Below are 12416 nucleotides of genomic sequence, written 5' to 3' on the forward strand. Positions count from 1 at the left end.
TGTTTAGCTAACCGGGATCATCACGATTTTTTGAAACGCCGGGCGCTCGGTCAGTTGTTGATACCAGCGCTCCAGATGAGGGCGCGGGGTCCAGCTCAGGCCAACGTTGAACAGGTTATAGATGAACGGCGCAACGGCGATATCGGCAGTGCCAAATTCAGCGCCGGAGAACCATGGCTGGTCCGCCAGCGCGTTATCCAGAATGGCAAACAGGTTATCGCAAACTTGCTTACTGGCCTCAATGGCCGCTAGATCGCGCTGATCGGCAGGTGTTCTGACCAGGCCAAATAAGATAACCCGATGCGCGGGGCTTAGCGTCTGATTTGCCCAGTCCATCCATTTTTCGCCGACGGCGCGCGCGGCCGGAGCGTCAATCCACAAACGTTTTTGTCCGTACTGAGCGGCCAGATAGCGGACAATGGTATTGGATTCCCACAGAACAACGTCCGTTTCATCATCGCGTAGCAACGGGACCAGTCCGTTCGGGTTTAGTGCCAGATAGTCGGCATCGCGGTTACCGCCATGCTGTCCGCCCGCCAGAATTTGGTTATACGGCAGTTCCAGTTCCTCGAGCGTCCACAATACTTTTTTTACGTTGGTCGAGTTATTGCGACCCCACAGTGTAATCATAGTAACCCCGCAAATTAATTGAGCAGCTTTATGGCTGCAGATGCCATCTGACTAGCTCACATGGTGGGGTAAACCTAATATTTACGCAACAAAGTCTAAAAAAATCGTGCCAGGAGCAGCGCAGCGCGGCGTTATTGCATAAACTTTAAAAACTTTACCAACTTACGGTTTCTTTAAGCTCGTTAGTGCGTTATTACTCACCGCACTTATTTTACACGTCATCCATCAGACTTTTTCTGCATGGGTTGGTCGAGGTCGCTTGGCCGGTTTTGTGTAAACACGGTGTGGTATGACGTGGTTTTTTGGAATGGATACTCGGGTGGCATTTATGACGCAATACTTCTCTTCACTTCGCAGCTTTGCTGCAGGTTCTGCACTCTTAATCCTTTTGGCGCCGACCGTACAGGCGGCGGAGCAACCGACGGCCCCGCCGAGCGTGGACGCGCGCGCGTGGATTCTGATGGATTACGCCAGTGGCAAGGTGCTGGCGGAAGGTAATGCTGATGAGAAACTGGATCCTGCCAGTCTGACCAAAATCATGACCAGCTATGTGGTTGGGCAGGCGCTGAAGGCCGGAAAAATTAACCTCAACGACATGGTCACTGTGGGCAAAGACGCCTGGGCGACCGGTAATCCAGCCCTGCGCGGTTCGTCGGTCATGTTCCTCAAGCCCGGCGATCAGGTTGCGGTGTCAGATCTGAATAAAGGCGTTATCATTCAGTCAGGTAACGATGCGTGTATTGCACTCGCTGATTACGTTGCCGGCAGCCAGGAATCCTTTATTGGTCTGATGAACGGCTATGCGAAAAAACTGGGGCTGACCAACACTACTTTCCAGACGGTGCACGGTCTGGATGCGGCAGGACAGTTCAGTACCGCACGTGATATGGCGCTGCTCGGGAAGGCGTTAATTCACGATGTGCCGGAAGAGTATGCTATTCACAAAGAGAAAGAATTTACCTTCAATAAAATTCGTCAACCGAACCGCAACCGTCTGTTGTGGAGCACCAACCTGAACGTGGATGGTATGAAAACCGGGACCACTGCCGGGGCGGGATACAACCTGGTGGCTTCCGCGACCCAGGGCGATATGCGCCTGATCTCCGTGGTGCTGGGGGCGAAAACCGATCGCATTCGTTTTAATGAGTCAGAAAAGCTGCTGACCTGGGGCTTCCGCTTCTTTGAAACTGTTACGCCGATCAAGCCGGATGCGACTTTCGTTACTCAGCGCGTATGGTTTGGCGATAAGAGTGAAGTGAATTTGGGGGCCGGAGAAGGCGGTTCTGTGACCATCCCGCGTGGCCAGCTCAAAAACCTGAAGGCCAGCTTTACCCTGACTGAACCACAGCTAACTGCACCGCTGAAGAAAGGTCAGGTTGTGGGCACTATCGACTTTCAGTTGAACGGAAAATCCATTGAGCAACGTCCGTTGATGGTGATGGAGGATGTGCAAGAGGGTGGTTTCTTTAGCCGCATGTGGGACTTTGTGATGATGAAATTCCACCAGTGGTTTGGTGGTTGGTTCTCTTAACCTTACCTATGCCGGATGGCGCAATCGCCGTCCGGCAGTATCTCTTAATACTTCAGCGTGATACGTTGCGCTTTAGCGTACTCAACAAACTCATCGTCAGGGCGGTTATCACTGATGATGGTATCAAAGCGTTTTAATTCCCCCATCCTCGCAGGCCGCACCTTGCCAAACTTGCTGTGATCGACCACCAAAACGTGATGCTGCGCCATCGACATTGCCCAGTGCTTCACCGGCAGTTCTTCCAGATTAAAACAGGTCGCGCCTTTCTCGATATGAACGCCTGCCGCGGAATAAAAGGCGATATCCGGACACAGATTGTTCAGCGTTTCCTGGAAGTCGAGCGGTTTAAAAATCGCGTTACTGGCATGGAATTCGCCACCACACAGAATGACGCGGCACTGCGGTTTTTCCTGCAGCACCAGAAACGTATTCAACGAGTAGCAGATTGCGGTGAAGGGCAGTTCATTGTCGATCGCTTCAATGATCCACGGTGTGGTAGTACCGCAATCGAAAAAGATGGTCTGATGCGCCTGCACGAGACTCGCCGCCAGCTGGGCGGCGCGACGTTTTTCATCAACCAGACGGGATTTTTGATCGCTGATTAAATAATGGTTAGCGCTGCGGGGTTCCAGAACAATATAGCCCCCGAGCAGTACGACGGGAGCATCATGATTATTCAGGTCGCGACGAATGGTCATCTCAGATACGCCCAGCAACGTTGCGGCTTCTTTGAGGTGTAATTTATCGCTGCGTTTCAGCGCCTGCAGTAATTGACCAATACGCTCGTCGCGTCGAGTTTCCATAGTTCCCCTGGAGAATAGAATAAGTGCTCAGTTTCGCGCTTAATACTACTCTTTTTACCGTGGGTTAGTCACGTACCCAACCTTTACGGATGGGGAGGGCGAAGCAGGCGCGATAGCAAGTTTGCAAGCCGAGGTACAGGGTCGCGCCAAAGCGCTGCCAGATCATCTGGGCGCTCAGACAGCCGATCAACCCAGCCAGTAATCCGCCCAGCATATCCAGCGGCCAGTGTACGCCAAGGTAAACCCGCGACCAGGCAATCGCCACGGCAACGACCATCAGCAGAGCGCCCGTCCACAGGCGATGCCAGAACAGGAAGGCCAGTGCAAAGGTAAAGATAACCGTACCGTGGTCACTCGGGAAAGAATCATCTGCCGCATGATGCAGGAAGTTGTAACCAATGTGGTTTACAAACGGGCGATCGTGAGGGAACAGATGTCCCATCAGCCAGGAAATCGTCAGACCAACTATCAACGCAATGGCCATTTTGATGACCAACTGGCGCTGGAGCGTAACCTGACCACGCGGTCCCCAAAGCCAGAGCACAACGGCTAACAGCGGCACAATGCTGATCAGATCTTTGGCAATGAAAATGGCGAGCGAAATTGCCCATTGCGCAGAGTCGGGTGTTGCATTGATCAGGTAAAAAAGTGAGTTGTTCAGATTTTCCAGCATAACGTCCAGACTCAGTGTAATCGTTAAAAAGGCCCATGGGAGCGAGAGCATAAAATTGCTTTCACGGGATAAAAAGCGGTCTTGTCTTATTTGTCTGCTAAATGACTATTTTTAAGACAATTAATGAGACTTATTGAGCATGATAGCGGTCTCAACTTAAATTAACCTTAAAGCAAAATCTTCTTGAGCAAATGAATGTAAAAATGTGCGCATTTTGCTTTCAAATCACATAATTCACTATCACCAGTACGGCGCATTTATTACACTTTGCGCGATTTTTCTATAGCTAAGAGACTGCATGCAGAACCGTTTATCTTCAGGCGCCCGTTTGGGGCGTCATGCATTACTTTTCCCTCTCTGTCTGGTGCTTTACGAATTCTCTACTTATATCGGCAACGATATGATCCAGCCTGGAATGTTGGCGGTGGTGGAGCAATACAATGCCGGATTAGATTGGGTACCCACATCCATGACCGCCTATCTGGCTGGCGGCATGTTTTTACAGTGGTTGTTAGGACCGCTATCGGATCGTGTTGGGCGTCGTCCGGTGATGTTAACCGGCGTGCTCTGGTTCATCGTGACCTGCCTTGCGACCCTGCTTGCACAGAATATTGAGCAATTTACTTTCCTGCGTTTTTTGCAGGGGATAAGCCTGTGCTTTATTGGTGCGGTGGGTTACGCCGCCATTCAGGAATCCTTTGAAGAAGCGGTCTGCATAAAAATTACCGCGCTGATGGCAAACGTGGCGCTGATTGCGCCGCTGCTGGGTCCGTTGGTAGGCGCAGCCTGGGTACATGTTCTGCCGTGGGAAGGGATGTTTATCCTGTTTGCTGCTCTGGCGGCCATCTCCTTTTTTGGTCTGCAACGCGCGATGCCGGAAACGGCAACCCGGCTGGGTGAAAAGCTGTCCATTAAAGAGCTGGGCAAGGATTATAAGTTGGTGCTAAGGAACGTGCGTTTCGTTGCAGGCGCACTGGCGTTGGGTTTTGTCAGCCTGCCGTTACTGGCGTGGATTGCGCAATCTCCGATTATTATCATCAGCGGAGAACATCTCAGTAGTTACGAATATGGCCTGTTGCAGGTGCCGATTTTTGGTGCGCTGATTGCCGGTAACCTGGTGCTGGCGCGTCTGACTTCGCGAAAAACCGTGCGTTCGCTGATTATCATGGGCGGCTGGCCAATTGCCGTTGGCCTGATTATTGCCGCTGCGGCCACGGTGGTGTCATCTCATGCATATCTATGGATGACGGCGGGTTTGAGTATCTATGCGTTTGGCATTGGCGTGGCGAATGCGGGGCTGGTGCGCCTGACGCTGTTTGCCAGTGAAATGAGTAAAGGTACGGTTTCTGCCGCAATGGGTATGTTGCAGATGCTGATTTTTACCGTTGGTATCGAGCTGAGTAAACACGCTTATCTGCTGGGAGGCAACGGCTTGTTCAGCTTGTTCAATCTGGCCAGCGGGGTGCTGTGGCTGATTCTGATGGTGATCTTCCTGAAAGATAAACGGGTAGGGGATTCCCGGGAAGGCTAAAGCCCGGTTGCCCGGGCCTGGCAGAAGCTTAGTGGTGATCGTCAATCTGATGTTCGATGATCATGCCTTCACCGACGCTGGCAACATGTCGCGCATAAGGATGTGCGCGATAAACAGGAGCCGGGGCAGGAGTCGGGGCAACATACACCGTTTGTGGCGCGGTAGTCACGTTGACCGCCTGCGGCACGCTGACGGAAGAGGGCACGATCACCACTTTATAACCGCTTGGTACATCAACGGTAACGCTTTGTGCAAATACTGACCCTGCAAAACCCAGCAACAATGTCGCCATCAGTACACTTTTCTTCATAATCCGCTCACCTGAAATATTCACTGGAAGTAATAATCCAGTGGGTTAATTTGAGGCGGATTATGAATAGATCATGCCATCATTTTGTTGCCGTCTGTGCTGAGGCGTTAATGCGTAAACGGTGCTTCATTCTTTAACACGCGGTCGATAATATCCAGGACGCCCTCTTCGTTGTTCGATCCCGCGCGATATTTCGCCGCCTTGATAACCGGCTCATGAGCGTTGGCCATTGCAAAACTAAATCCCGCCTGGCGCAGCATTTCAATATCATTTCCACCATCGCCAAACACAACAACCTCATCGTCGTTAATATTCCAGCGTTGTTGCAGCAGCCGCAGACCATTTGCCTTATGCACGCCAGGAATAATTAAATCGATGCTCCCGTAGCCGGTATGCACCGGCACCATAATGTCGCCAATCGCCTCGTGGAGATCGGCCTGCACCTGTGGGATTCTGTCGTCGGAAATATTCAGCCCGAACTTGAAGAAAACGTCGTTAAGATTGTCAAAATTATCTACAAATTCGAGACGATGATAATACATGGCAGAAACAGCTTTATGTTCATCGCTGTACTGCTTCAGCGTGTAGGCGCTGCTTTTACCACAGGCAATGATATCAATGTCTGTACGGGTCAGCAGATGTTCAACGATGGCCTGGAAATCATCCTTTGCCAGTTCGCCGTTAAAAACATCTTCACCTTCACTGACTACCCAACCGCCGTTTTCGGCAACAAATGAGATCTCACTGGCCAGTTCGGGGAAAAAGGAAATCAACTGATAATATTGATTGCCGCTGGCGACCACAAAGCGGATCCCTTGTTCTTTCATCTGGCGGTATTGCGCCATAAAGCGCTCACGGTTATAGGTTTTTTGGTCACTTAAAAATGTGCCATCCATGTCGACCGCAATTAATTTGATGCTCATTAGCTGTTCTCCATCACCGTGGTATTTTTGAGATCCGGTTTCGCCACCGCTTTCGCGACGATGGCGGCGACAAGCACCAGCGCCAGCACCACCAGCATAGCGCTGCGCAGGCCGTAGTGTTCACCCAGGTAGCCCAGCAGCGGCGGTCCAACCAGGAACGCCAGATAGCCGGTTGTTGCGACAACGCTGACGCGGGTTGGTGCATCGGGGCCGGTGTCGCTGGCGGCTGAAATGGTCAGCGGGAAGCCGAGTGATGCACCGAGTCCCCACAAAATAACGGAAACACCCGCCACCCAAGAGCTGTCGACAAAAATAATCAGGCTAATCCCGAGAGCGCCCATCAGCGCACTGGCGCGCACCACCGTGACGCGGCTGTAGCGGTCGATGAACCAGCCGCCAGTAAAGCGGCCAACGGTCATGCCCAGCGTAAATCCGGCATAAATCAGAGAGCCTGATGTTGGGCTAAACCCATGACCGTCCACCATCAGCAGCGGAAGCCAGTCGTTGGCGGAACCTTCAGCAAATGCCATTGCGAGCACCACGACGCCAATCAGCAATAACTGGATATCGCGATAAAAAGGCAGTCCTTTTTCACCGGAGGGAGAACCATCAGCGGCATTTTTACCCGTGCCGTCAGGAATTGCTTTGATGGCGATAAAGATAGGAGTGATAGCTACCAGCGCCGCCAGCAGAATATGCGCGTTTGCCGGGACGCTGAAGGCGGTAAGCATCATCCCGACTCCTGCGCCCGCCAGCGTTCCCAGGCTGTAAAAACCATGCATCATCGGCAGCACGGTTTTATTCATTTCGCGTTCAACCGCCGCACCTTCGACGTTGATGGCCACTTCTGCTGCGCCAAAACTGGCGCCAAACACGGCCAGACCAAATGCGAAAAGCCAGGCGGAATGTAGCCAGAGCGCCACGCTGAGGATAGCCATCCCAATGACCGCACATGACATGGTAGTGCGGATCACTTTGCGCGTGCCAAATCGTTTCACCAGCCAGGCCGAACAAAGAATGCCACTCATCGAACCAATAGAGAGTCCAAACAGCACCGCGCCCATTTCGGCGGTAGAGATTGAGAGGATATCTCTGATGGCAGGGGTACGCGTTGCCCAGGAGGCCATTAATAATCCTGGTAAAAAGAAGAACGTGAACAGCGCCCAGGTGCGACGTCTTAAGGCTTTGCGTGATGAGATGCCAGTCATGAATTCGAGCCAAAGAAAAGAGGAAAGAAGACAACATTAGCAAGGTTGTGTACATTTGTACACAAATGCAAGAAGAGGAAATGCAGTGCGACGTGCAAACGATCCGCAGCGGCGGGAAAAAATAGTTCAGGCCACCCTTAAGGCGATAGTAATCCATGGTATTCATGGGGTTACACACCGTAAAATCGCTATGATTGCCGAGGTGCCACTGGGCTCCATGACCTATTATTTTGCAGGAATAGATGATCTGCTGTTGGAGGCATTCAGCTGTTTTACGCATACTATGTCTCAGCAGTACCAGGATTTTTTTGCCGACGTTGCTGATGCGCAGGCGGCCTGCCATGCGATTACCGATATGATTTACGGCTCCCAGGTCACAACGCCTGATAATATGGAGCTTATGTATCAGCTGTATGCTTTCGCCAGCCGTAAACCAGCGTTGAAAACGGTGATGCAGAACTGGATGCTACGTAGCCAACAAACGTTAGAGCAGTGGTTTGATCCGGTTACGGCGCGGGCGCTGGATGCGTTTATTGAAGGAATGACGCTGCATTTTGTCACGGATAAAAAACCGCTGCAGCGAGAAGATATTCTGATGATGGTGGAGCGTATTGCCGAATTGCCGCAGAGATAAAATCCTCAAAATGGTTTGTCGAGGCGGGTAACGGCCTGACGTAAAAAATCAATGACTTTTACCGCCTCTGGCGTCAACGGTCGGGCGGCTATTTTTACCGTCCCGACATCCATATAAGTAATAAAATCATCAATCGTTCTGTGCATGACGCGCAGACCATCCAGTGACCACGGGCGATACACCAGGTCGGATAAAATGGTTATCCCTCTACCTTTTGCAACCAGACTTCTTATTGCTTCAAAAGAGTTGCTGCGAAAACTGATATTGGGCGTATAGCCACGCTGCTGCCAGTAATCGATGATTACGTCAGGGTACTTATCGGTTTCCAGTAGTAAAAATGGTAGTTTCTCGACGTCTATTAAACGGATCGATGCCTGGCTCTGTAGCGGATGCCCAATAGACGTCCACAGGCGGCGCTGTGAACGAATAAATGTTTCGATCTCCAGGTCGTTATCATGGTTGATATTTGAGGTCAGAAGCAGGCAAAAATCGACCTTTTGTTCCCGTAGCGCCTGTACCAGTTCCGGTGCAGTAGCTTCATAAAACACGATCTCCAGCAAAGGGAAACGTCGTTCAATATCGTTGAGTATATCCGGGATAAGATAGGCAGAGAGCGTTTCAGCAATGCCTATGCGCACCGTGCCGGTGAGAATTTCGCTCCTGTCATGCAGGGCGTCAATAGCCGAGTGGCTACTGTTGATGATGTTGCAGGCATGTGCCAGAAAGCGCTCGCCCTCAGCGGTGAGCTTCACACCTTTGGGATAACGTACAAATAGCTGCACGTCTAATGCTTCTTCCAGGTTCCGCATGGCAATGGTCATTGATGACTGAGAAATATGACAGCGTGCAGCAGCTTTGGAAATTTGTAATGTTTCTGCAAGCGCGATGTAAAACTCAAGTTGCCTTAGCGTAAATTTCATAGTTTTAATCTATGCAGATGGATAAAAACGTTATATTAGCATTCATTCTCACGCCGCCGTAGCCTTGTGGTCATACCGTACAACTGACAATAAGGCGCAAATATGCCCTATCTTTTACTCAGTCTGGCTGCCTGTTTTTGGGGTGGAAATTATGTGATTGGTCATCTCTTGGTCGCTGAAGTTAATCCCATCGTTTTATCAGCGGCACGCTGGGTATTTACCGCGTTATTATTGATGACGCTCTATTTTCGTCAGGTCACAGAGCAATGGCCGGTGATGAAAAAATCCTTTGGTACTATCGTCTTCCTTGCGCTTTGTGGTCAGGTTCTTTTCCCCTTAACGTTGTATATCGGCTTGCAATATACAACCTCGCTTAATGCCGCGATTTATATGTCCACCACCCCGGCGCTCGTACTGTTAATCAATAAGTTCTTTTTTAAAGAGCGGATTTCTGCGCGAAATATAGCTGGTGTGATCCTGAGTACTGTTGGTGTTATATGGCTGGTGTCGCAGGGTGATGTGATAAATGCGCGGGTATTTGCGCATCTGAATCAGGGCGATTTCTGGACCATGGGGTCAGCGTTAAGTTGGGCCGTCTATTGTGCCTTTTTACGCATTAAACCGCGTGAGGTAAAGGGAAACGCCTTTGTCGCAGTGAGCGCGCTGTTAGGTGCGATTGTACTTATTCCGGTACTGGCTCTGGAGTTGATACGCAATGGTATGCCGGGATGGAATAGCTATGCCAATACAGGCGTTGTAACTGGGCTGGCATACCTTGTTATTTTTCCTTCCTGGCTGTCATATCTATTATGGAACAAAGGGATTAGCGCCATTGGCGCAACGCGTGGAGAGATCTATTCACACTTGATCCCATTGAGTGGCGGATTATTTAGCGTGATGTTTTTGCACGTCACTCTGCATTCATATCATCTGGTGAGCGCGTTGGTTATTATGTGCGGTATAGCATTGTGTTCCCGTCCGAGTGCAAAAAAAGGCTCGCAGCAGCACATGGCGTGAAAAGCGGGTAAATTAGCTTACGGTGGCACCCCCGGTAATATTTACCACTGTGGCGGTCATAGCGCTGGCATGGTCTGAAGCGAGAAAGGTTGTAACCTCAGCGATTTGTGCAAGCGTAGGCAGGCGCGCGAGCATGGTACTTTGCGCCGCCCCCTCTAACCATTGATCGACGGTTAAACCCATTGACTGTGCTTTAGCGGTGAAAATTTCTCCGGTATAGGAGCCAGCCGCTACAGCATCCACAATCGCATGCGACCGCACGCCGACGACACGAATGTTTATTGGTCCCGTCTCGCTGGCGAGCGCCTTAATAAAAGCCTCTGTTCCTGCACAGCCGACGATATGGCCGAGATGCCCGGGCATCGCCATCGGGGCTGCGGGCGCAACGATGGTGAGAATAACGCCCGCTCGATTGCCGCCCATGTGCGGCGTTACGGCTTTTGCGATATTGAACTGCGCCGCAAGAAAAGGGGTGATACCGCTCATAAACTCAGAGAGGGATAATGCATCGATGCGCTTGCCCTGTTCGTGCATAAATCCCGTTGCGTTAACCACCACATCTATTCCACCGGTTTGCTGTACAAGGCGGGTAACTTCCTTCGATGCGTTGTGCTCGTCGAGTACATCGGTGATAAAGGTTTCGACTGTACCACCCGCCGTTCGGATGCCACTTGCGGTCCAATCCAGCTTTTCCTGACGGCGCGCGCCCAGATACACATGGGCTCCTTCGCGCGCCATCGCCTGCGCAACCGCACTACCAATAGCGCCGCTGCCACCGAAGATCACTGCGACTTTGCCTGAGAGTAACATAGCAACCCCATCACCATTTAGCACCGAGTAAAGTATGTGCCATAACGGGCATGCTGCAAATTTGAGAAAGCGTTTCCGGGGAACCCCACTCAGCGATGAAAATCAGGTTATGTCGGGGCCATTGCTGCTATAGATCTTATAGCAGCAATGTCTATCAGCTCATTTTAACGCCGATCGGTTACTGTAAGTGTTTGATATTTCTTTAACATGTATATCATTATCAAAATTATCAAAAGCAAGTACATCATCCAGATGCTGGTATTTAGCTCAATTAAAAAACTACCGACACCTCCGATGACTGACGGAATAACCAGCGAGGCGGCTCCCATCAACGCAGAGGTCGCTCCCAGGTTGGTGCGCTGGCTGGACATGGTCAGGTAGGTATAGAGTGATTCGAACATCCCTCCAGCAAACATCAGGATAATAAAGAAGAATATAAAAATATTGACGTGATAACTAAGTATTATTAATGGAATACACAGTACAATAAATGAGGCGATGATTTTCAGCCACGAATTCAAAATTTGCGGCGCAGACCGTTTCTTAAGAAGTTTACCTGATAATGCAGCCCCCAGCAGTAGGAAGCCTCCAATAATTGATGAAAGCACACCAAATTGCGTTGATGAGTATCCAAACGTAACCATAAAAATAAATGGGGAGGCTGTGACATAGCAATAAATCAGCGAAAATGACAGACCAAGAGACAGACAAGGTAGATAAAATCGAGGTTGTTTGCTGATCTCTTTATACGTATTAAATGATGATTTTAATGAATAGGAAACCCTTCTCTCATGGCTGAGTGTTTCAGGGAAGTTAAAATAAACGTATATTAACGTTATAATAGCATAGCCACATATCATTAAAAAAATTGCGCGCCATCCCCATAAGTCATTAATTATCCCTCCCAGCAGGGGCGAAGCAATGGGAACGACACCTTCGATAGTGATGATGATGGCATACAGCGTCGCGGCCACTGAACCACGAGTTACATCTCGAACTGCGCTGATTGCTGTAACCAGCGTTATTGATATAGAAAGACCTTGTATGACACGGATCGCCAGAAACATAACCAGACCGGTTGAGAGCGTGAGACAATATGTTGTCACGCCATAAATAACCGCACCTGTAAGCATAATTTTTCGCCGGCCAATAGCATCAGATAATGGACCAAAAATTAGCTGTCCAAAACCAATGCATAGGGTATAAACCATAATCGACAACTGCGTGGTTGAGACATTTTTTTCAAATTCTTTTGCGATGTCGGGAATTGAAGGTAAATAAGTGTCCACTCCCAGAATTCCCATTATCGTCAACATGGCCAGGCCGACAGTAAAGTAAATTATGTTCTTTCTATGAATAACAGTTTGCAGCTTCATTACTTATCACCATGAGTAAATTAAAAGCATGAAAAAGTTCACTATTTAAA

General features: G+C 50.0%; 13 protein-coding genes. 4 read left to right on the forward strand and 9 right to left on the reverse strand.

The features are described 5' to 3' along the window. Positions 1–3 precede the first annotated feature (3 nt). Entirely contained in the window at positions 4–630 is a 627-nt protein-coding gene (locus OGV57_RS02490) for a glutathione S-transferase family protein (RefSeq protein WP_003836961.1), read from the reverse strand. Between the two features lie 328 nt (positions 631–958). Here OGV57_RS02490 and dacC point away from each other — a divergent pair, with 328 nt between their 5' ends. Next, on the forward strand, positions 959–2161 hold the full coding sequence (gene dacC, locus OGV57_RS02495; protein ID WP_003035316.1) for a serine-type D-Ala-D-Ala carboxypeptidase: 1203 nt from the start codon (positions 959–961) through the stop codon (positions 2159–2161). Between the two features lie 44 nt (positions 2162–2205). On the opposite strand, the gene deoR is transcribed toward dacC, so the two are convergent. Next, entirely contained in the window at positions 2206–2964 is a 759-nt protein-coding gene (gene deoR, locus OGV57_RS02500; protein WP_003836960.1) for a DNA-binding transcriptional repressor DeoR, read from the reverse strand. A gap of 64 nt (positions 2965–3028) precedes the next feature. Then, the gene (gene ybjG, locus OGV57_RS02505) at positions 3029–3637 is read right to left on the reverse strand and encodes an undecaprenyl-diphosphate phosphatase (protein WP_003836958.1); all 609 of its coding nucleotides are present in this window, start codon (positions 3635–3637) and stop codon (positions 3029–3031) included. 298 nt (positions 3638–3935) lie between these two features. Between ybjG and OGV57_RS02510 the strand changes: the two genes are divergently transcribed. Beyond that, positions 3936–5168: an MFS transporter gene (locus tag OGV57_RS02510; protein WP_054528222.1), complete on the forward strand. Its 1233-nt coding sequence runs from the start codon at positions 3936–3938 to the stop codon at positions 5166–5168. A 28-nt stretch (positions 5169–5196) separates the two neighbouring features. Here OGV57_RS02510 and OGV57_RS02515 read toward each other — a convergent pair whose 3' ends face one another. The 3 genes from OGV57_RS02515 to OGV57_RS02525 all read right to left on the reverse strand — a co-directional run bounded on the left by OGV57_RS02515 (position 5197) and on the right by OGV57_RS02525 (position 7609). Then, positions 5197–5478, reverse strand: a complete 282-nt coding sequence (locus OGV57_RS02515) for a hypothetical protein (protein WP_003836954.1) — start codon at positions 5476–5478, stop codon at positions 5197–5199. A gap of 107 nt (positions 5479–5585) precedes the next feature. Beyond that, entirely contained in the window at positions 5586–6401 is an 816-nt protein-coding gene (locus OGV57_RS02520) for a Cof-type HAD-IIB family hydrolase (protein ID WP_003035335.1), read from the reverse strand. After that, positions 6401–7609, reverse strand: a complete 1209-nt coding sequence (locus tag OGV57_RS02525) for an MFS transporter (protein ID WP_003836950.1) — start codon at positions 7607–7609, stop codon at positions 6401–6403. Before OGV57_RS02525 ends, OGV57_RS02520 begins: the two co-directional genes overlap by 1 nt. A gap of 85 nt (positions 7610–7694) precedes the next feature. Between OGV57_RS02525 and OGV57_RS02530 the strand changes: the two genes are divergently transcribed. Beyond that, a complete protein-coding gene (locus OGV57_RS02530; protein ID WP_003035341.1) occupies positions 7695–8243 on the forward strand; it encodes a TetR/AcrR family transcriptional regulator in 549 nt (182 codons plus the stop codon). A 5-nt stretch (positions 8244–8248) separates the two neighbouring features. On the opposite strand, the gene OGV57_RS02535 is transcribed toward OGV57_RS02530, so the two are convergent. Beyond that, positions 8249–9163 (reverse strand): LysR family transcriptional regulator, encoded by a 915-nt coding sequence (locus tag OGV57_RS02535; RefSeq protein WP_003836947.1) that lies wholly within the window; start codon positions 9161–9163, stop codon positions 8249–8251. A gap of 102 nt (positions 9164–9265) precedes the next feature. Between OGV57_RS02535 and OGV57_RS02540 the strand changes: the two genes are divergently transcribed. After that, entirely contained in the window at positions 9266–10180 is a 915-nt protein-coding gene (locus OGV57_RS02540; RefSeq protein WP_054528223.1) for a DMT family transporter, read from the forward strand. Between the two features lie 12 nt (positions 10181–10192). Here the strand turns inward: OGV57_RS02540 and OGV57_RS02545 are convergent, their stop codons facing one another. Both OGV57_RS02545 and OGV57_RS02550 read right to left on the reverse strand, forming a co-directional pair. Next, positions 10193–10990, reverse strand: a complete 798-nt coding sequence (locus OGV57_RS02545) for an SDR family NAD(P)-dependent oxidoreductase (RefSeq protein WP_054528224.1) — start codon at positions 10988–10990, stop codon at positions 10193–10195. A gap of 164 nt (positions 10991–11154) precedes the next feature. Then, positions 11155–12366 (reverse strand): multidrug effflux MFS transporter, encoded by a 1212-nt coding sequence (locus OGV57_RS02550; RefSeq protein ID WP_054528225.1) that lies wholly within the window; start codon positions 12364–12366, stop codon positions 11155–11157. Positions 12367–12416: the final 50 nt, after the last annotated feature.

This window comes from Citrobacter sp. Cf087, from assembly GCF_030334285.1.
GTDB lineage: Bacteria > Pseudomonadota > Gammaproteobacteria > Enterobacterales > Enterobacteriaceae > Citrobacter > Citrobacter freundii.

Bases quoted from the DNA above. Each gene is read 5' to 3' on its own strand.
- OGV57_RS02490 (WP_003836961.1), bottom strand. From the start codon at position 630: ATGATTACACTGTGGGGTCGCAATAACTCGACCAACGTAAAAAAAGTA.
- dacC (WP_003035316.1), top strand. From the start codon at position 959: ATGACGCAATACTTCTCTTCACTTCGCAGCTTTGCTGCAGGTTCTGCA.
- deoR (WP_003836960.1), bottom strand. From the start codon at position 2,964: ATGGAAACTCGACGCGACGAGCGTATTGGTCAATTACTGCAGGCGCTG.
- ybjG (WP_003836958.1), bottom strand. From the start codon at position 3,637: ATGCTGGAAAATCTGAACAACTCACTTTTTTACCTGATCAATGCAACA.
- OGV57_RS02510 (WP_054528222.1), top strand. From the start codon at position 3,936: ATGCAGAACCGTTTATCTTCAGGCGCCCGTTTGGGGCGTCATGCATTA.
- OGV57_RS02515 (WP_003836954.1), bottom strand. From the start codon at position 5,478: ATGAAGAAAAGTGTACTGATGGCGACATTGTTGCTGGGTTTTGCAGGG.
- OGV57_RS02520 (WP_003035335.1), bottom strand. From the start codon at position 6,401: ATGAGCATCAAATTAATTGCGGTCGACATGGATGGCACATTTTTAAGT.
- OGV57_RS02525 (WP_003836950.1), bottom strand. From the start codon at position 7,609: ATGACTGGCATCTCATCACGCAAAGCCTTAAGACGTCGCACCTGGGCG.
- OGV57_RS02535 (WP_003836947.1), bottom strand. From the start codon at position 9,163: ATGAAATTTACGCTAAGGCAACTTGAGTTTTACATCGCGCTTGCAGAA.
- OGV57_RS02540 (WP_054528223.1), top strand. From the start codon at position 9,266: ATGCCCTATCTTTTACTCAGTCTGGCTGCCTGTTTTTGGGGTGGAAAT.
- OGV57_RS02545 (WP_054528224.1), bottom strand. From the start codon at position 10,990: ATGTTACTCTCAGGCAAAGTCGCAGTGATCTTCGGTGGCAGCGGCGCT.
- OGV57_RS02550 (WP_054528225.1), bottom strand. From the start codon at position 12,366: ATGAAGCTGCAAACTGTTATTCATAGAAAGAACATAATTTACTTTACT.